The following is a 17,553-nucleotide window of genomic DNA, read 5'->3' on the forward strand; positions in this document are numbered from 1 at the left end:
TCGCGCGAGCCGGTAGTCGTGTGCCCGCCGGCCGTCCGCGGTCCGACGTCACAGGGGAGCGCCGGACCGCGGACGGCCCATCGGCCCTGTCAGCCGGGCTCGCCCCGCCAGTCACCGTCCCGTCCGGCCCAGCGCACGGCGGGACGCACCGCGAGACCGGCCGCCGCGAACAGCACGCCCAGCACCGCCCAGCCCACCCTGCCGTGCTGGATCGCCGTCACCGTGACCAGCGCCGGGCCCGCCATCATCCCCGCCGACATCCCGGCACCGAACACGCCCTGATAGACGCCGTGGGCGCGGGCGTCGGCGAGTTCGTACCCGAGCGTCCAGCCGCCCGCCGCGGACAGCACCTCGGCGAGGACCTGCACCACCGCGCCCACGGTCAGCGCCAGTACGGCCCACACCGCGGGCAGCCCCGCCGACACGGCGTAGGCGGCGCAGGACGCCGTCAGCAGCGGGCCCGCCCAGGCCATCGCCCTTACCGCGGACGGGACTTGGGAGGCGCGCCGGGCCACCCGCACCTGGAGCAGCGCCACCAGCACACAGTTGACGATCAGCAGCAGGGCCGCCGTCCAGCGCGGTGCCTCGGTGCGCTCGACGATCCACAGCGGCAGGCCGACCTCGATCAGGGTGTACTGCACGCACAGCACCGCGTTCAGCACGGTCACCGCCAGATACGGCAGGTCCCGCACCGCACGCCAGCGGTCGGCGGCCGGTGCGTCGGCCGCGTGCGGCTGCCGGTCCCGGGCGTGCGGCGCCAGCGGCAGCCGGCGCACCATCAGGGCGGGCCCGAGGAACGACAGCGCGTTCAGCACGATCGCCGTCACATACGCGGCCCGCGTGTCGAGTTGGAGCGCCACGGCCCCGAACACACCGCCCACGCCGATGCCCACGTTCGTGACCATCCGTAGATAGGCGCGCGCCTCCACCCTGGTCGCCGCGGGCAGCACGTCCGCGTAGATCGCGCCCTGCACCCCGCGACTGGCCATCTGCAGCCCGGTCGCGCACACCACCGAGAGGAGGAAACCGGCGTACGAGTCCACCAGGACGTAGGCCGCCGTGGCCACCCCGGTGCCGCCCCACAGCAGCGCCCCCACCTGCCGGGCGCCCCACCGGTCGGCGGCCCGTCCCGCCGGGACGCCCGCCACCACACCGACCAGGCCCGCGACCGTCATGCCGAAGCCGACCGCGGTGGCGTCGAGGCCGACGATGCGGGTGAAGTACAGGACGCCCAGCGGGAAGTAGAGTCCGTTGCCGAGGGAGTTGACCACGGTGAGGAGCGTGGCCCTGCGCAGGGCCGGGTCGGCGGGGAGCAGCCCGCCGGCTCGAGTGGCACGCTCCGGGCGCGCGTCCGCCACTGGGCCCGAGGCCGGGGAATCCGGTGTCGTCGTCATGGGACCAGCGAACCGGTCGGCCACGGGATGCCGACAATCATTTAGCGTGGCGCTCAATGATTGAGTTCCGCTTCGCCGTCGACGACCTCGCCACCACCTCCTTCGCCTACTCCCCGCTGCAGGAGGCGCTGTTCTCACTGCGCTGTCTGCACGACCCGGCCCGCTATCCCCACCACCGTCCCTGGCTGCGCCGTATCCGCCCCCGCATGGAGTCCCTCGACCGCGAACTGCTCACCGCCCTCGTCGCTCCCTGGCTGTGGCTGCCGGACTTCGTCACCCCGCGCCCCGAGCGGGCCCGCCCCGCCTTCGCCGACGAACTGGACCAGGTCCGCGCCACCCCGGTGGACGTGGTCGTCGCCGACTTCCTGGCCACCTACCGCACCGAGGAGGCCCTGCCGCCCGTCGTCGCGCGCGGCCTCGCCGACCCCGCGGCGCTCCTCGCCCGGCTCGCGGACGCGGTCGACGCCTATTGGCGCACCTGTCTCGCCGCCGACTGGTGGCCGCGGGTGCAGACCATCCTGGAGGCCGATCTCGCCCACCAGGCACGGGTGTTGGCGGAACAGGGCGCCGGTGCGTTGTTCTCCGGGCTCGATCCGCGGCTCGTGTGGAGCGACGAACATCTGTCGCTGACCCGCCCGCCCGACACCGCCCCCTGGCCTTCGGGACATATCCGCATCGCCGGCCGTGGACTGGTGCTGATGCCGACGATCTTCGCCAAGGGCGCGCAGACGGTGCTCGACCACTCGCTGCCCCCGGTGCTCATCTATCCGGCACGCGGCCGCGCCACCCTCTCCGAGGAGCCGCCCCCGGTCACCGACCGCGCCCTGATACGCCTCCTGGGCCGCCCCCGCGCCCGTCTGCTCCTGCTGCTCGCGGAACCGGCGTCCACCACGGAACTCGCCCACCGCCTCGACGTCACCCCGGGCGCGGTCAGCCAGCACCTGGCCGTCCTCTACGACGCGGGCCTGCTCACCCGCACCCGCACCGGCCGGATCGTCCGCTACGCACGAACCCGCCTGGGCGACGAGCTGGCCCGCTAGGCACCCACGGCGGCCAGGGACATCGGGGCGCGTGCCGTGTCGTACCGCTCCAGGAGGACGCGTGCGACCTCCGGTGCGGAGCCGAGGACGTCGGCCAGGATGTCCGCCTCGGCGGCGCCGCGCGCTATGCGGTCCGGCAGGAAGCCGGGGGCCAGGACGTAGGGGGCGACGGCGACGCGCTTGCAGCCGAGGGCGCGCAGCTCCCGTACGGCGTCCTCGGTGCGCGGTAGAGATGCGGAGGCGAACGCAGGTCGCACGGCGCACCAACCGGTGTGCCGCCACTCCCGCGCGATTGCTGCGATCACTGCGATCGCCTCCGGGTCACTGGACCCCGCCGAGGCCAGTACGACCCCGGTCGAGGACTTGTCGGCGGGCGTCAGGCCCGCCTCGTACAACCGGCGTTCCAGCGCCGACAGCAGCAGCGGGGACGGGCCGAGCACCTCGGCCTGCCGGATCCGCAGCTGCGGCGGGGCGTCCCGCAGGACCGCGGGGATGTCCGCCTTCGCGTGGAACGCGCGGGTCAGCAGGAGGGGAAGGGCCACGACCTCGCGTACGCCCTCCGCCGCCAGCGACCCCAGCACCCCGTGCACGGACGGGATGTTGAAGTCCAGGAAGCCGGTCTCCACGCGCAGCCCCGGCCGCAGCGACCGCACCCGCCGCACCAGGGCGTGCACGGTCGCGGCGTGCCGCGGGTCGCGGCTGCCGTGGGCGATGATCAGAAGAACCGGCTTGTGGGACATGGGTGTCAGCTCTTCACCAGCAGTCCGCGGCTGCGCAGCACCCACCGCTCCAGCGGGCTGAAGATCAGCAGGTCGATGGCGATGCCGACGAACAGGATCAGGAAGATGGCTTCGAACACCATCGCCATGGAACTGGCGTTGCGGCCGTTCTCCAGCAGCGCGCCCAGGCCGATGCCCAGGTCGGGGGAGGAGGCGATGATCTCCGCGGCCATCAGCGAGCGCCAGGAGAACGCCCAGCCCTGCTTCAGACCCGCCAGATAGCCCGGCAGCGCGGCCGGCAGGACGATGTGCCAGGCGCCCTTCACGCCCGTCGCCCCCATCGTGCGGCCCGCCCGCAGGAACAGCGGCGGCACCTGGTCGATGCCGGAGACCAGGCCGTTGGCGATGGACGGGACCGCGCCGAGCAGGATCACCGCGTACATCATCGAGTTGTTCAGGCCCAGCCAGATCACCGCGGGCGGCACCCACGCCACCGACGGCAGCGACTGCAGACCGGACAGGACCGGGCCGATCGCCGCGCGCACGAACTTCACCCGCGCCACCAGCAGACCCAGCGGGGTGCCGATGGCCAGCGCGAACAGGAAGCCCAGCAGACCGCGCGAGACACTCGTCCAGATGTAGTCGAGCAGCTTGCCTTCCAGCCAGGCGTCCTTGAACTCGGCGCCCACGTCGGCGGGCGACGGCAGCTTCGTCGGATCGTCCACGAACTTGAACGAGATCAGCGCCTGCCATACGACCAGGACCACCGCGGTGGCCACGAGCGGCGGCAGGATCTTGCTGGTGAAGGTCTGCCGGAACGGCGTCCGGCCGGTGACGGCGGTCTCCAGCGCGTCCAGGCCGGCCTCGACGCTTGCCGCGTCCGTGGCGGTCTTCGTCTCAGTGCTGGCCATGACGGCGGATCTCCCCACGCAGTACATCGGTGATTTCGAGGGACAGTTCGGCGACCGGCGCGTCCTCGATACGCCGCGGCTGCGGGATGTCCACCCGCCACTCACGGGCCACCCGGCCCGGACGGGACGACAGCAGCACCACCCGCTGCGCGAGCCGCACCGCCTCGCGCACGTTGTGCGTGACGAACAGGACGGACAGTCCCGTCTCCTCCCAGATCCGGGTCAGTTCGTCGTGCAGCAGGTCGCGGGTGATCGCGTCGAGCGCCGCGAACGGCTCGTCCATCAGCAGCAGCCGGCTGTCCTGGGCGAGCGCACGGGCCATGGCCACGCGCTGGCGCATACCGCCCGACAGCTCGTGCACCCGCTTGCCGTACGAGCCCTTCAGCCGTACGAGTTCGAGCAGTTCCTCGGCCCGGCCGCGCCGCTCGCCCTTCGGAACTCCCCCCAGCTTGAGGGCGAGTTCGATGTTCTTGCCCGCGGTCAGCCACGGGAACAGGGCGTGCTCCTGGAACATCAGGGCCGGGCGCCCATGGGTCGCGATGCTGCCGGCGGAGGGCTTGTCCAGCCCCGCCACCAGGTTCAGCAAGGTCGACTTGCCGCAGCCCGAGGCCCCCAGGAGGGTGACGAACTCGCCCGGCGCGACATCCAGCGTGATGTCGTCGAGGACGAGCTGCTGCCCGGCGGGCCCGGCGAAGGACTTCGAGACGTGCTCGATGCGGGCGGCGTACTCGACCACCTCGACGTCATCGGCCTTGGCGAGGGCGGTTGCCATGATCGTCACCTCCTGGGAACTCTCGGATCCGGACTTACTTGACGCCGAGACCGGCGTCGTCGACGGTGCTGGCGCCCTCGGCCTCGAGGACCTTGTTCAGCGGGACGAGGTCATAGATGCCGGCCAGCTTCGGGTTCTTCAGCAGCCCCGCCTTGACCGCGTGCTGCGCCTCGGTGTTGAGCGTGGCGGCCAGCGGGTCGTCGGTGATCTGGATGGACTTCCACGCCGGGTCCAGGACGTCGGCCGGCAGCTCCTTGCCGGAGTCGATCCCCAGCTGCTTGTTGGCCGCGGCCTTCGCCTCGTCCGGGTTGGCGTTGATCCACTTGTTGGTCTCCACCGACGCCTTCAGGACCGCCTCGACGGCCTTCGGGTGCTCCGTGAGGAACTTCTGCGACACGATGATGTTCGTGATCACGAACTTCTTGTCCGGCCACAGCGCCGACTCGTCGAGGAGTACCTTGGCCCCCTCGGCGACCAGCTTGGACGCGGTCGGCTCCGGCACCCAGGCGCCGTCGATGGAACCGGACTTGTAGGCGTCCGGGGTCACCTTGTTGTCGGTGCGGACCACCGACACATCGCCCTGGCCGCTCTCCGGATCGACCTTCCAGCCCTGCTCCGCGACCCAGTTCAGGAACGCCACGTCCTGCGTGTTGCCGAGCTGCGGGGTCGCGATCTTCTTGCCCTTGACGTCCTTCAGGGACTTGATCTTCTCCGGGTTCACCACGAGCTTCACACCGCCGGACGCCGAACCGCCGATGATGCGCAGGCTCTTGCCGTCCGACTTGGTGTAGCCGTTGATCGCGGGGGAGGGGCCGATCCAGCCGATGTCGATGGAGCCCGAGTTGAGGGCCTCGATCTCGGACGGGCCCGCGTTGAAGACCTGGTACTTGGCCCGGGTGGCGCCGAGCTCCTTCTGGAAGAAGCCCTTCTGGTTGCCTACCAGCGCGGTGGCGTGGGTGAGGTTGCCGAAGTAGCCGATCTTGACGGAGTCGAGACCGTCGATCTTCTTGGCTCCGGCGGCGACCTTCGCGTCGGAGGTGTCGTCAGCGGCCTTGGAGCCGTAGCCGCAGGCGGCGAGGGTGAGCAGGGGAAGCGCGGCTATGACCGCGAAGGTGCGGCGAAGGGCGGTACTGGCAGGCACGGGAGGTGTTCCTCTCGGTGGCCCGGCGGTCACGGTCTCTCAGGTCGTGGCCGGGAGTTCGGCAGGTCTTCGTTTGCGCAGGCAGTGGGGGGTGAGGGCGCGCAGGCAGTGCGCGTACGTCACCGCGCACATCGCGCCACTCCGCCCTGCCCGCTGCCGAGGGCGCCGCTGCCGACGCGGCCGCCCTCCTTCGCGAACGTCGAGAAGAAATCGGGGGTCTTCATGCTCAGAAGTCCCAACCGTCGTCGTCGGCCTCGTCCTTGACCGGCTCCGGGGAGGCGAACGACTCGCCGACCATGCCCGCGGTGAGCGTGGTGCCGTCGCTCGGGTCGATCAGGATGAAGGAACCCGTGCGGCGCGAGTCGGCGTAGGAGTCGACCGGCAGCGGCTCGGCGGTACGGATCTTCACCCGGCCGATGTCGTTGGCGACGAGCTGTCCCGGGTGCGGGTGCAGGGACAGGTCGTCGAGCGTGAGACGGGACGGGATGTCCTTGACGATCGCCTTGACCGTGCGGGTGCCGTGCTTGAGCAGCACCCGGTGTCCGACGGTCAGCGGCTGGTCGGCCACGTGGCAGACCGTCGCCTCGACGTCCTGGGTGGTCGGCGGGGCGTCCTTGCTGGGCACGATCAGATCGCCGCGCGAGACGTCGATGTCGTCCTCCAGCAGCACGGTCACCGACTGCGTCGTCCAGGCCATGTCGACCGGCTTGCCCAGCAGGTCGATGCCGGAGATCCGGGTCGCACGGCCCGACGGCAGGATCGTCACCTGCTCGCCCACGTGGAAGGTACCGGCGGCGATCTGGCCCGCGTAGCCCCGGTAGTCCGGGTGCTCGGCGGTCTGCGGCCGGATCACGTACTGCACGGGCAGACGCGCGTGGCAGTGCGCCAGGTCGTGGCTGACCGGGACGGTCTCCAGGTGCTCCAGCACCGTCGGGCCGCCGTACCAGTCCATGTTCGCGGACGCCTCCACGACGTTGTCACCGGCGAGCGCCGAGATCGGGATCGCGGTGACCTCCGGGACGCCCAGCTCGGTCGCGTACGCCGTGAACTCCTCGGCGATCGCGGCGAACACCGGCTCCTGGTAGTCGACGAGGTCCATCTTGTTGACCGCGAGGACCACGTGCGGGACGCGCAGGAGGGCGGCGATGGCGGCGTGCCGGCGGGTCTGCTCGACGACGCCGTTGCGGGCGTCGACCAGGATGATCGTGAGCTCGGCGGTGGAGGCGCCGGTGACCATGTTGCGGGTGTACTGCACATGGCCGGGGGTGTCGGCGAGGATGAACCGTCGGCGGGGCGTGGCGAAGTAGCGGTAGGCCACGTCGATGGTGATGCCCTGTTCGCGTTCGGCGCGCAGGCCGTCGGTGAGCAGTGCCAGGTCGGGGGCGTCCTGGCCGCGGTTGCGGGAGGCGTGCTCGACGGCTTCCAGCTGGTCGGCGAGGACCGACTTGGAGTCGTGCAGCAGCCGGCCGACGAGGGTGGACTTGCCGTCGTCGACGGAGCCCGCGGTGGCGAACCGCAGCAGGGTGGTGGCCGAGAGTACCTCGGTCGTCGTCGTGCTCATGCTTAGAAGTACCCCTCGCGCTTGCGGTCTTCCATCGCGGCCTCGGAGAGCTTGTCGTCGGCGCGGGTGGCGCCGCGCTCGGTGAGCCGGGAGGCGGCGATCTCGGCGATCACGGCGTCCAGCGTCGTGGCGTCGGAGTCCACGGCGCCGGTGCAGGACATGTCGCCGACGGTGCGGTAGCGGATCTGCCGCTTCACGACGGTCTCGTTCTCGCGCGGGCCGCCCCACTCGCCCGCCGTCAGCCACATCCCGGCCCGCTGGAACACCTCGCGCTCGTGCGCGAAGTAGATCTCGGGCAGCTCGATGCCCTCGCGGGCGATGTACTGCCAGACGTCCAGCTCGGTCCAGTTGCTGAGCGGGAAGACACGGACGTGCTCGCCGGGGGCGTGCCGGCCGTTGTAGAGGTTCCACAGCTCGGGCCGCTGGCGGCGCGGGTCCCACTGCGAGAACTCGTCGCGCAGGGAGAACACGCGCTCCTTGGCGCGGGCCTTCTCCTCGTCGCGGCGGCCGCCGCCGAAGACGGCGTCGAACCGTTCGCTCTGGATCTTCTCGGTGAGCGGGACGGTCTGGAGCGGGTTACGGGTCCCGTCGGGACGCTCCTTGAGCACACCGCGGTCGATGTAGTCCTGTACGGAGGCCACATGGAGGCGCAGCCCATGTGCGGCGACCACACGGTCCCGGTACTCCAGCACTTCGGGGAAGTTGTGTCCGGTGTCCACATGCAGCAGCGAGAAGGGCACGGCCGCCGGGGCGAACGCCTTCAGCGCCAGGTGCAGCATGACGATGGAGTCCTTGCCGCCGGAGAACAGGATCACCGGCCGCTCGAACTCGCCCGCCACCTCACGGAAGATATGGACCGCCTCGGACTCCAGGGAGTCCAGGTGGGAGAGAGCGTACGGCGTGCCCGTGCCCTCCTCGGCCGTCGCGACGATCGCCGTCATGCCAGTCCCCTCTCGCTGAGCAGGGCGTGCACCGACGCCGCGGACTCCTGCACGGTCTGGTTCTGCGACTCGATCCGCAGATCGGGCGTCTCGGGGGCCTCGTACGGGTCGTCGACCCCGGTGAGCCCCGACAGCTGGCCCGCGGCCTGCTGGGCGTACAGACCCTTCACATCGCGTACGGAGCACACCTCGACCGGGGTGGCCACGTGCACCTCCAGGTACGTCGTCCCGTTCTCGTGGTGGCGCTTGCGCACCGCCTCGCGGCTGTGGGCGTAGGGCGCGATGACCGGGACGAGCGCCTTGACGCCGTTACGGGCCAGCAGTTCGGCGAGGAAGCCGATGCGCTGCACGTTGGTGTGCCGGTCCTCGCGGCTGAAGCCGAGGCCCGCCGAGATGAACTCGCGGATCTCGTCGCCGTCGAGCACCTCGACGAGGTGGCCCTCCTCGCGCAGCCGGCCGGCCAGCTCGTACGCGATGGTGGTCTTGCCGGCGCTCGGCAGACCCGTGAGCCAGACGGTGGCTCCGGTCGTCACGTCGTTCTCCAATGTCGTAGAAGGCACGGTCATGTCAGCCGTGCAGCCCGCACTCGGTCTTGGCCCGGCCCGCCCAGCGGCCGGCCCGCGTGTCCTCGCCCTCCAGGACGCGGCGGGTGCAGGGGGCGCAGCCCACGGAGGTGTAGCCGTCCATCAGCAGGGGGTTGGTCAGTACGCCGTGTTCGGCGACGTACGCGTCCACGTCATCCTGCGTCCAGCGGGCGATGGGGGAGATCTTGACCTTCCGGCGCTTCTCGTCCCAGCCGACGACCGGGGTGTTCGCCCGGGTCGGGGACTCGTCGCGGCGCAGGCCGGTCGCCCAGGCCTGGTAGTCCTTCAGGCCCTCCTCCAGCGGCTGGACCTTGCGCAGCCTGCAGCACAGGTCCGGGTCGCGGTCGTGCAGCTTCGGGCCGTACTCCGCGTCCTGCTCGGCCACCGTCCGGCGCGGCGTGAGCGTGATGACGTTGACGTCCATCACGGCCTCGACCGCGTCACGGGTGCCGATGGTCTCCGGGAAGTGGTAGCCGGTGTCGAGGAAGACTACGTCGACAAAGCTGTCGCCCTTCATCGCGCGCGAGGCGAGATGCGCGACCACCGCGTCCTCCATGGAGGAGGTCACGCAGAAGCGCTTGCCGAAGGTGTCCGCCGCCCACTGGAGGATCTCCAGCGCGGAGGCGTCCTCCAGCTCGCGCCCGGCCCGCTCGGCGAGTGCCTTCAACTCCTCGGCCGTGCGCTCTTCCTGAGCCGTCGTCATGTCTGATCCCCTCCGTTGTCGGCTCGCTGAACCCCCCGGGCCAGCAGCCCGAGGAACTTCAGCTGGAATGCGCGGTTGCAGGCCGCGCATTCCCAGGCGCCGTGGCCCTGCTCGCTCGGACGCAGGTCCTCGTCGCCGCAGTAGGGGCAGTAGAAGGGGGCGGCCCGCTCGCTCACGACAGGGCCTCCCTCTTTTTTGTGGCTCGGTTCGCCTCCGGGGCGCTCCAGCCTCCGTCGACGGCCGACCGTGCTCGACCGCTGCGCGGCCTCCGCGCGCTCGGCCTCACGACGGAGGCGCGCCCCTTCGGCTCACTCGCCCAGCTCACGACAAGGCCTCCTCTGAAGCTCGCGCGGCCCACGTGGCGAACCGCTCGTCGGCTTCGCGCTCGGCCTGGAAGCGCTTCAGCACCCGCTCGATGTAGTCGGGCAGTTCGTCCGAGGTGACCTTCAGACCGCGGACCTTGCGGCCGAACCCGGCCTCCAGACCCAGCGCGCCACCGAGGTGCACCTGGTAGCCCTCGACCTGCTCGCCCTGGTCGTTCACGACGAGCTGGCCCTTGAGACCGATGTCCGCCACCTGGATACGGGCACAGGCGTTCGGGCAGCCGTTGAGGTTGATGGTGAGGGGCTCGTCGAAGTCCGGCAGGCGGCGCTCCAGTTCGTCGATCAGCTGCGCGCCGCGCTGCTTGGTCTCGACGATGGCGAGCTTGCAGAACTCGATGCCGGTGCAGGCCATCGTGCCGCGCCGGAACGAGGACGGCCGGGCGGTGAGGTCCAGCGCCTCCAGGCCCTCGACGAGCGAGTCGACCTGCCCCTCCTCGACATCGAGGACGATCATCTTCTGCTCGACGGTGGTGCGCACCCGGCCCGAACCGTGGGCCTCCGCCAGCTCGGCGATCTTCGTGAGCGTGGCGCCGTCGACGCGGCCGACCCGCGGGGCGAACCCGACGTAGTACCGGCCGTCCTGCTGCCGGTGCACACCGATGTGGTCGCGCCACTGCTGGACGGGCTGCTCGGGAGCGGGTCCGTCGATCAGCTTGCGCCCGCCCAGGTACTCGTCCTCCAGCACCTGACGGAACTTCTCCGCGCCCCAGTCGGCGACCAGGAACTTCAGGCGGGCCCGGTTGCGCAGCCGGCGGTAGCCGTAGTCACGGAAGATCGAGATGACGCCCTCGTAGACGTCCGGCACCTCGTCGATGGGCACCCAGGCGCCGAGCCGCACGCCCAGCTTGGGGTTGGTGGAGAGACCGCCGCCGACCCATACGTCGAAGCCCGGACCGTGCTCGGGGTGGCGCACACCGACGAACGCGACGTCGTTGATCTCGTGCACCACGTCCAGCAGCGGTGACCCCGAGATGGCCGTCTTGAACTTGCGGGGGAGGTTGGAGTACGCCTTGTTGTTCAGGACGCGGCGCTTCATCTCCTCCAGCGCGGGCGTGGCGTCGATGATCTCGTCCTCGGCGATGCCCGCGACCGGGGAGCCGATCATCACACGCGGTGTGTCGCCGCAGGCGGTGACGGTGGACAGGCCCACGCCCTCCAGCCGCTCCCAGATCGCGGGGACGTCCTCGATCCGGATCCAGTGGTACTGCACGTTCTGTCGGTCGGTGATGTCCGCGGTGCCGCGCGCGAACTCCTGGGAGATCTCACCGATGACCCGCAGCTGCTGGGTGGTCAGCGCACCGCCGTCGATCCGCACCCGCAGCATGAAGTACTCGTCGTCCAGCTCCTCCGGCTCCAGGATCGCGGTCTTGCCGCCGTCGATCCCGGGGCGCCGCTGGGTGTACAGCCCCCACCAGCGCATACGCCCGCGCAGATCGCTGGGGTCGATGGAGTCGAAGCCGCGCTTGGAGTAGATCGTCTCAATGCGTGTCCGCACATTGAGACCGTCGTCGTCCTTCTTGACCTGTTCGTTGCCGTTGAGCGGGGTGAAGTGACCCGCGGCCCACTGACCCTCGCCGCGGTGACGGCTCACCTTGCGTCGGGGCGCCGAGGCGGCAGGGTTCTGCGGGGTGGCGGCCATGGTTCTACGTCCTTCGGGACAGGCGGAAAGCGGCTCTGACCTGTGCGTATGGGCGCATGCGGGCATACGCGCGCGGCGCTGCGCAGGAGGCGGGGAATGTCAGGGAACTCGGCGGTGCTGGGACTGTCAGCTCGCCGGACAGATGGCGCTGGACATGCGGCCGAGGTCGACGTGCCGCCGACTCACCAAGGCAATTCCAGTTCCAGACATGACGGAAGCGTGTCATGGCAATCTGGACTCAGTCCAGCTTCGTCCGTCATGTGGACACCCTTGTCTCGGTATGCGGGACAAGGGTGTCGTCGATCACACAGCTGGTGTGGGGTCTTGTCGATGCAGGTCAGACCGGGTAAGCGCCGGGCCAGGGACCCGGGGTGGGCTGCTCCTGCTCCGGCTCGACCTTGGTGTCGAACAGCTTGAAGCCCCGCCGCTGGTAGTTGTCCATCGCGAACTCGCCGTCCTTGCTGCACGTATGCAGCCACACCCGCTTGGTCGGGACGCGCTGCGGCCAGCGTTCCGCCAGGTCCCAGGCCCGGGCCGCCCCGTACGAGAGCAGATGGCCGCCGATGCGCCGGCCCCGGAACGCGGGGATGAGACCGAAGTAGACGATCTCCACGGCGCCGTCGTCCTGGGGCTCGAGCTCGACATAGCCGGCGGGGGTGCCGCGGTCGTGGGCCACCCAGGTCTCCACGCCCGGCCGGTCCAGGTGCTCCTGCCACTGGGCGTAGCTCCAGCCGAGACGGTCGGTCCAGAGGATGTCGCCGCCGACCGAGGCGTAGAGGAAGCGGCTGAACTCGGGGGAGGGCACCCCGGAGCGGACGATCCGGACGTCGCCGTCGGGAGCGGCGGCGGGGAGGAGGTCGGCCGGGGACGTCTGCTCCAGGGACCAGGTGGTCACGGTGATGCTGCTCATGCAGGCCAGGGAACCATCTACCCCAGCGAACTGTCGATCGAGCTCAGTGGGGCGGAGAAGAGCATCCGGTGCGACAGTGACCACACCTCGCCGGTCTCCTGCCAGTAGGAGAGCGAGCCCGCGCCCTCGGCCCAGCAGTGGTGTGTGGCGTCCGAGCCGCAGCGGGCGGCCTTCGCGCCCGAGGTGTCCTGGCGCCACAGGCTGCCGCGGCCGTCCGGGGAATCGGCCGGGCGTCCGACGTACCAGGAGGTCCGTGTCGTCCCGGGCGGGTGGTAGGCCAGTACGCCCCGGATCCCGGCCGCCCGCGTCTCGAAGGCCTCGACCGCGTCCACCCGCCCCGCGGAGTCCGCGGCGAGCAGACCGCCGCGGGCGGGGTTGCCGCTGAAGGCGTAGCGCCACAGCCGGGCGTGCCGGTCGCTGTCGGGCGGGGTCCACTCGCTCAGCACGAGGCTGTCGGGCGCCGATCCGCGATCCAGGGAGAGGCCGCCGGGGCAGGGCGGCCCGTCCGTGCCGCAGCGTCCGGCGGGGAAGCGGTACGTGCCCACCGCGGGCATCACATACCGGTAGCCGTCGGCCGACCAGCCGCCCGCCACCCGGCCGATCGACGGACCGTCGACCGTGGTGCGCTGGATGCGGTCCAGGTCGTAGACATAGAGCGCCTCGGACCTCCCCGTACCGGCTGTGACCAGCAGTTTGTCCTGGTACCAGACCATGCCGGAGACGGTCGAGGCCAGGCCCCGGTAGTCGCGGCCGTCGGCGGTGGGGACCACGAGCAGGACCCAGCTGTAGGCGAGACGGGCGGGGTCGTCGGCGTCGACGAAGGCGACCCGGGCCAGACCCCGCTCGGCGGCGGGGCCGGTCCTCGCGCTGTGCGTCCAGCCGGACAGGATCACCCGGTTCTCGCCCCAGACGCCGTCGTCGTCGGCGTCCCCGGAGGTGGTCACCGAGGCCGGACGCCAGTCCGGGTCGGCGGTGTCGGAGGGGTCCCAGCAGTACGCGTGCGCGGCCCGCGGTGCGACGGGCAGCGACTCCCGCGCGGCGGAGGTGCAGTCGGCGGCGTCGAGCAGGGCGCGGTCGGCGCCCTTCAGTACGGCGGAGACACCGACCGGGCGGCCCATCGCGCCGGCCAGCCGGTCGAGCGCGGCCCGCGGCACCAGTTGCTCCTGGAGCCGCAGCGGCCCGGTCTCGGCGGAGGAGGTTATCGGCTTGAGCGCGCCCGGGCTGTCGGCGACCGTGGCCTGCGAGGCGCTGATCATGGTGGCGGCCGCGGTGAGCGCGAGGGCGGTTCCGGTCAGGAACGCGCGCAGGGCGCGGCCCCGCTTGCGCCGGCGATGTCTGCCGCGTTGCTTCATGCTTCCTCCTCGGCGAGCCAACTGCGCCTGATGGTCCGTACGTTGACCGAGGAGCAGGTGGGGAGGCCCGTAGAGGGGATGCTACGGCAGCAAGGTGCGACAGAGGCAGAAGACCCTGCAAATATGCGGAAGATGCCCCCCGGATGTGCCGAATCGGTACACGGCATATGCCCCCGGCGGTACTCTCTTACGGCGTGTGCGTGGCCGCCCACCGCTGTGTGACCGCCGGTGCCGTCGAGTGCGGCAGCAGGTCACGGGGGTCCTCGGGCAGCAGCGCCTCGACTTCGGCGTCCTCGCAGAAACGATACGGCCGGTGTTCCAGGAACGCCCCCAGATACCGCCGGATCCGCGACATCTCCGCACGTACCGTCACCGTACGAGACGGATCACCGAACATGTCCTCGGCCAGCCCCGCCGCACTGCGCCCCGAGCGGCGCACCGCCAGCAGATAGAGCAACTCGGCGTGCCGGGGGCTGAGTTCACGGGACCAGGCGCCTGCATCACCGGAGACGGACACCGACCAGCGGCGCGGCTGCGTCAGATCCAGCACGACCCGGGAGGCGCCCGACGCCGGCGGCTCGTCCACCGCGCGCACCAGCCAGCCCCCGGCCAGCGGCTCCACCGCGCACAGACCGAACGCCGGCAGCCACCGGCGGCCCGCCGACATCGACTTGGGCAGCGCGAGGCGCCGTACATACGGCATCCCTGTGACCGCCGCCGTCCAGCCGTCCCGGTCCACCGCCAGCGCCTGCCCGGCCAGCCGCGCCAGCACCGGCGCCGCCACCGCGCGCAGCCGCTCCAGCGAGGTCAGATGCAGCTCCCGCAGCCGCGCCTCGGCGAGTTTCGCCACCGAGTCGACCCAGGCGAGGGTGGCCGGATGCATCGTCTCCAGCGCGCCGCTGACGTCGACCACACCGAGCAGCCTGCCGTCCCGGGGGTCGGTGATCGGGGCGCCCGCACAGGTCCAGGAGGTGTGCGACCGGGCGAAGTGCTCGGCGGCGAAGACCTGGACGGGCTTGCGCACCACGGCCACGGTGCCCACGCCATTGGTGCCGACGACGTCCTCCCGCCAGTCCGCGCCCAGTTCGAAACCGATCCCGTCCGCCTTGCGCAGCACCGGCGAACTGCCCTCGCGCCACAGCACCCTGCCATCCGCGTCGGCGACCACCATGATGTGGTGGGCGATGTCGGCGACCGAAAGCAGACCCTCCCGCAGTACCGGCAGGACATGCCGCAGCGGTGACTCCTCCCGTCTGTGCCGCACCTCCTCGGGACTGAGCAGCCCCGATCTGAAGTCATGGTCCGGATCCACCCCGTTGCGCAGCATCCGCCCCCACGACTGCCCGATCACGGGGCGGGGCGCCATCCGCGCACGTTGACCGGTGAGTGCGGCCTCGCGCACCTCGCTGAGCAACCGAGCCGTCTGTGCCACGTCGACGGCCGCGAGCTGCGCCACGTTCATCGGCGGGTTCGCCACTGGGATCCTCCCGCAAACACTTGCGAACACATGAGTGTCAAGCCGTCCGGGCGGCGGTTTCCGGTCCGACTGCTGGTCTCATAGTGCCGTTTCGGGCGCGGTGGAGGGGACCGCTCCGCGCATATATGCCAACAAGTTGCAACCCCTTGCAACCCTGGTGGACGGGCCGAGGGTGTCTGAAACTTGAGCAGCGCCGTCCCGATCGGCGTTCGTGGCCTCGAACGGGGGCCGTGAAGCGGGGGTGGTGCCGTGTCGGCGCAGCATCACCCCCGCGACCCGTGCCCGCAGCTCAGCCCGCCGGCCGGGCCCGGTCCACCACCGAGGCCAGGTCCAGCGAGTACGGCAGCGTCCCGAACGTCGCGCCCCAGTCGCCGCCCAGCCGGGACGCACAGAACGCGTCGGCGACCTCCGGCGGCGCGTACCGCACCAGCAGCGACCCCTGCAGCACCAGCGCCATGCGCTCCACCAGCCGCCGGGCCCGCCCCTCGACGCCCTCCAGGTCGCCCAGTTCGGCCAGCAGATTCTTCACGGCCGCGTCGAGACGGTGGTCGGCGCCGCGCGCCCGGCCCACCTCCAGGAGATAGGCGTTGAAGGCATCCGGCTCCCGCTGGAGCGCCCGCAGCACATCCAGCGCCTGGATGTTCCCGGCGCCCTCCCAGATGGAGTTGAGCGGCGACTCGCGCACCAGCCGAGGCATCCCGCACTCCTCGACGTAGCCGTTGCCGCCCAGACACTCGGCCGCCTCCACCGCCACCGGCGTACAGCGCTTGGTCACCCAGTACTTGGCGGCCGGCACCGCCAGCCGCAGGAACGCCCGCTCCTGCTCGCCCCCGTCGTCGTAGGCGGCCGCCAGCCGCAGCCCGAGGGCCGTCGCCGCCTCCGACTCCAGCGCCAGGTCCGCCAGGACGTTGCGCATCAGCGGCTTGTCCACCAGCTTCCCGCCGAACGCCGCACGGTGCGTGCAGTGGTGCACCGCCTGCGCCACCGCCTGCCGCATCAGCCCCGCCGAGCCGAGCACACAGTCCAGCCGGGTCGCCGCCACCATCCCGATGATGGTCCGCACCCCGCGCCCCTCCTCGCCCACCCGGCGCGCCCAGGTCCCGTCGAACTCGACCTCCGCGGAGGCGTTGGACCGGTTGCCCAGCTTGTCCTTGAGCCGCTGGATGAGGAACGTGTTGCGCGTGCCGTCCGCCAGCACCCGCGGCACGAGGAAACAGGTCGGCCCGCCGGGCGCCTGCGCGAGCACCAGGAAGCCGTCCGACATCGGCGCCGAGCAGAACCACTTGTGCCCGGTCAGCTCGTACGTCCCGGTCTCGGCCAGCGGCCGCGCGGCCGTCGTGTTCGCGCGTACGTCGCTGCCGCCCTGCTTCTCGGTCATGGCCATCCCGAACACCACCCCGGCCTTCTGCAGAGCGGGCCGCAGCTCGCGCTCGTACAGGGTGGAGGTCAGCAGCGGCTCCCACTCGGCGGCGAGCTCCGGGTCGGTGCGCAGCGCGGGCACCGCCGCGTGTGTCATCGACAGCGGGCAGCCGTTGCCCGCCTCGGCCTGGGTCCAGACCAGGAACCCGGCGGCCCGGCGCACATGCCCGGCCGGACGCACCCAGGCGGCGGTCAGCCCGGCCCCGACTCCCTTGCCGAGCAGCCGGTGCCAGGCCGGATGGAAGTCGACCTCGTCGATCCGGTTGCCGTACCGGTCGTGCGTGCGCAGCCGGGGCGGGTTCTCGTTCGCCTGCACCCCCCACTCCTGCACCTGCGCCGAGCCCGTGCTCCTGCCCAGCGCGGACAGCTCGCCGAGCACCTCGTCCAGCACGGCGGCGTCGGTGTGCCGCTCGACGGCCTCCACCAGGGCGCGGTCGGCGCCGAAGACGTCGTATCCGACCAGCGGCGGAGCCTGGTTCGTCACGGTGTGGGTGGTGGTGCGTGCCATGTCTGCGAACCTACCCCGGGGGCGACGGCGGTGGTCACCAGACTGACACAGTGGCCGGACCGGACGCGTCCGCTCCGCCCGGCGCCCGCCGGAGCTGTC

General features: G+C 71.3%; 17 protein-coding genes. 1 reads left to right on the top strand and 16 read right to left on the bottom strand.

Going from position 1 to position 17,553, the window contains the following annotated elements:
- Positions 1–89: 89 nt before the first annotated feature.
- The gene (locus ACZ4EG_RS05650) at positions 90–1,394 is read right to left on the bottom strand and encodes an MFS transporter (protein ID WP_467789659.1); all 1,305 of its coding nucleotides are present in this window, start codon (positions 1,392–1,394) and stop codon (positions 90–92) included.
- A gap of 56 nt (positions 1,395–1,450) precedes the next feature.
- Here ACZ4EG_RS05650 and ACZ4EG_RS05655 point away from each other — a divergent pair, with 56 nt between their 5' ends.
- The gene (locus ACZ4EG_RS05655) at positions 1,451–2,434 is read left to right on the top strand and encodes a helix-turn-helix domain-containing protein (protein WP_467789660.1); all 984 of its coding nucleotides are present in this window, start codon (positions 1,451–1,453) and stop codon (positions 2,432–2,434) included.
- On the opposite strand, the gene ACZ4EG_RS05660 is transcribed toward ACZ4EG_RS05655, so the two are convergent.
- From ACZ4EG_RS05660 to ACZ4EG_RS05730, 15 genes are all read right to left on the bottom strand, one after another.
- The gene (locus tag ACZ4EG_RS05660; RefSeq protein ID WP_467789661.1) at positions 2,431–3,174 is read right to left on the bottom strand and encodes a sirohydrochlorin chelatase; all 744 of its coding nucleotides are present in this window, start codon (positions 3,172–3,174) and stop codon (positions 2,431–2,433) included. The two genes, ACZ4EG_RS05655 and ACZ4EG_RS05660, sit on opposite strands and share 4 nt — an antisense overlap.
- A 5-nt stretch (positions 3,175–3,179) precedes the next feature.
- On the bottom strand, positions 3,180–4,064 hold the full coding sequence (locus tag ACZ4EG_RS05665) for an ABC transporter permease (protein WP_453556949.1): 885 nt from the start codon (positions 4,062–4,064) through the stop codon (positions 3,180–3,182).
- The gene (locus ACZ4EG_RS05670; protein ID WP_390707339.1) at positions 4,051–4,836 is read right to left on the bottom strand and encodes an ABC transporter ATP-binding protein; all 786 of its coding nucleotides are present in this window, start codon (positions 4,834–4,836) and stop codon (positions 4,051–4,053) included. Before ACZ4EG_RS05670 ends, ACZ4EG_RS05665 begins: the two co-directional genes overlap by 14 nt.
- A gap of 34 nt (positions 4,837–4,870) precedes the next feature.
- Positions 4,871–5,977: an aliphatic sulfonate ABC transporter substrate-binding protein gene (locus ACZ4EG_RS05675; RefSeq protein ID WP_467789662.1), complete on the bottom strand. Its 1,107-nt coding sequence runs from the start codon at positions 5,975–5,977 to the stop codon at positions 4,871–4,873.
- Between the two features lie 226 nt (positions 5,978–6,203).
- On the bottom strand, positions 6,204–7,538 hold the full coding sequence (locus ACZ4EG_RS05680; protein ID WP_453556955.1) for a sulfate adenylyltransferase subunit 1: 1,335 nt from the start codon (positions 7,536–7,538) through the stop codon (positions 6,204–6,206).
- Positions 7,539–7,540: 2 nt separating this feature from the next.
- Positions 7,541–8,479, bottom strand: coding sequence for a sulfate adenylyltransferase subunit CysD (cysD, locus tag ACZ4EG_RS05685; RefSeq protein WP_467789663.1), 939 nt, complete (start codon positions 8,477–8,479; stop codon positions 7,541–7,543).
- Positions 8,476–9,045: an adenylyl-sulfate kinase gene (gene cysC, locus ACZ4EG_RS05690; protein ID WP_453556959.1), complete on the bottom strand. Its 570-nt coding sequence runs from the start codon at positions 9,043–9,045 to the stop codon at positions 8,476–8,478. The genes cysD and cysC overlap by 4 nt, the downstream gene beginning before the upstream one ends.
- Position 9,046: 1 nt before the next feature.
- On the bottom strand, positions 9,047–9,766 hold the full coding sequence (locus ACZ4EG_RS05695; protein ID WP_467789664.1) for a phosphoadenylyl-sulfate reductase: 720 nt from the start codon (positions 9,764–9,766) through the stop codon (positions 9,047–9,049).
- Complete coding sequence (locus ACZ4EG_RS05700; protein WP_316752968.1) at positions 9,763–9,942, bottom strand: hypothetical protein; 180 nt, start codon at positions 9,940–9,942, stop codon at positions 9,763–9,765. Before ACZ4EG_RS05700 ends, ACZ4EG_RS05695 begins: the two co-directional genes overlap by 4 nt.
- 145 nt (positions 9,943–10,087) lie before the next feature.
- Positions 10,088–11,788: a nitrite/sulfite reductase gene (locus tag ACZ4EG_RS05705; RefSeq protein ID WP_453556963.1), complete on the bottom strand. Its 1,701-nt coding sequence runs from the start codon at positions 11,786–11,788 to the stop codon at positions 10,088–10,090.
- Between the two features lie 126 nt (positions 11,789–11,914).
- A complete protein-coding gene (locus ACZ4EG_RS05710) occupies positions 11,915–11,998 on the bottom strand; it encodes a putative leader peptide (protein WP_309486338.1) in 84 nt (27 codons plus the stop codon).
- A 127-nt stretch (positions 11,999–12,125) separates the two neighbouring features.
- Positions 12,126–12,698 (bottom strand): GNAT family N-acetyltransferase, encoded by a 573-nt coding sequence (locus ACZ4EG_RS05715; protein WP_467789665.1) that lies wholly within the window; start codon positions 12,696–12,698, stop codon positions 12,126–12,128.
- A 17-nt stretch (positions 12,699–12,715) separates the two neighbouring features.
- On the bottom strand, positions 12,716–14,050 hold the full coding sequence (locus ACZ4EG_RS05720) for a hypothetical protein (RefSeq protein ID WP_467789666.1): 1,335 nt from the start codon (positions 14,048–14,050) through the stop codon (positions 12,716–12,718).
- A gap of 187 nt (positions 14,051–14,237) precedes the next feature.
- On the bottom strand, positions 14,238–15,527 hold the full coding sequence (locus ACZ4EG_RS05725) for a GAF domain-containing protein (protein WP_453556969.1): 1,290 nt from the start codon (positions 15,525–15,527) through the stop codon (positions 14,238–14,240).
- A 289-nt stretch (positions 15,528–15,816) separates the two neighbouring features.
- Positions 15,817–17,454 (bottom strand): acyl-CoA dehydrogenase family protein, encoded by a 1,638-nt coding sequence (locus ACZ4EG_RS05730; RefSeq protein WP_467789667.1) that lies wholly within the window; start codon positions 17,452–17,454, stop codon positions 15,817–15,819.
- Between the last annotated feature and the right edge of the window lie 99 nt (positions 17,455–17,553).

The sequence above is a fragment of the Streptomyces sp. NPDC025638 genome (assembly GCF_055558775.1).

Excerpts from the sequence above, each read along its gene's own strand:
- ACZ4EG_RS05655 (WP_467789660.1), top strand. The coding sequence starts at position 1,451 with ATGATTGAGTTCCGCTTCGCCGTCGACGACCTCGCCACCACCTCCTTC.
- ACZ4EG_RS05665 (WP_453556949.1), bottom strand. The coding sequence starts at position 4,064 with ATGGCCAGCACTGAGACGAAGACCGCCACGGACGCGGCAAGCGTCGAG.
- cysC (WP_453556959.1), bottom strand. The coding sequence starts at position 9,045 with ATGACCGTGCCTTCTACGACATTGGAGAACGACGTGACGACCGGAGCC.
- ACZ4EG_RS05705 (WP_453556963.1), bottom strand. The coding sequence starts at position 11,788 with ATGGCCGCCACCCCGCAGAACCCTGCCGCCTCGGCGCCCCGACGCAAG.
- ACZ4EG_RS05695 (WP_467789664.1), bottom strand. The coding sequence starts at position 9,766 with ATGACGACGGCTCAGGAAGAGCGCACGGCCGAGGAGTTGAAGGCACTC.
- cysD (WP_467789663.1), bottom strand. The coding sequence starts at position 8,479 with ATGACGGCGATCGTCGCGACGGCCGAGGAGGGCACGGGCACGCCGTAC.
- ACZ4EG_RS05730 (WP_467789667.1), bottom strand. The coding sequence starts at position 17,454 with ATGGCACGCACCACCACCCACACCGTGACGAACCAGGCTCCGCCGCTG.
- ACZ4EG_RS05680 (WP_453556955.1), bottom strand. The coding sequence starts at position 7,538 with ATGAGCACGACGACGACCGAGGTACTCTCGGCCACCACCCTGCTGCGG.
- ACZ4EG_RS05710 (WP_309486338.1), bottom strand. The coding sequence starts at position 11,998 with ATGTCTGGAACTGGAATTGCCTTGGTGAGTCGGCGGCACGTCGACCTC.
- ACZ4EG_RS05650 (WP_467789659.1), bottom strand. The coding sequence starts at position 1,394 with ATGACGACGACACCGGATTCCCCGGCCTCGGGCCCAGTGGCGGACGCG.
- ACZ4EG_RS05720 (WP_467789666.1), bottom strand. The coding sequence starts at position 14,050 with ATGAAGCAACGCGGCAGACATCGCCGGCGCAAGCGGGGCCGCGCCCTG.
- ACZ4EG_RS05660 (WP_467789661.1), bottom strand. The coding sequence starts at position 3,174 with ATGTCCCACAAGCCGGTTCTTCTGATCATCGCCCACGGCAGCCGCGAC.
- ACZ4EG_RS05670 (WP_390707339.1), bottom strand. The coding sequence starts at position 4,836 with ATGGCAACCGCCCTCGCCAAGGCCGATGACGTCGAGGTGGTCGAGTAC.
- ACZ4EG_RS05715 (WP_467789665.1), bottom strand. The coding sequence starts at position 12,698 with ATGAGCAGCATCACCGTGACCACCTGGTCCCTGGAGCAGACGTCCCCG.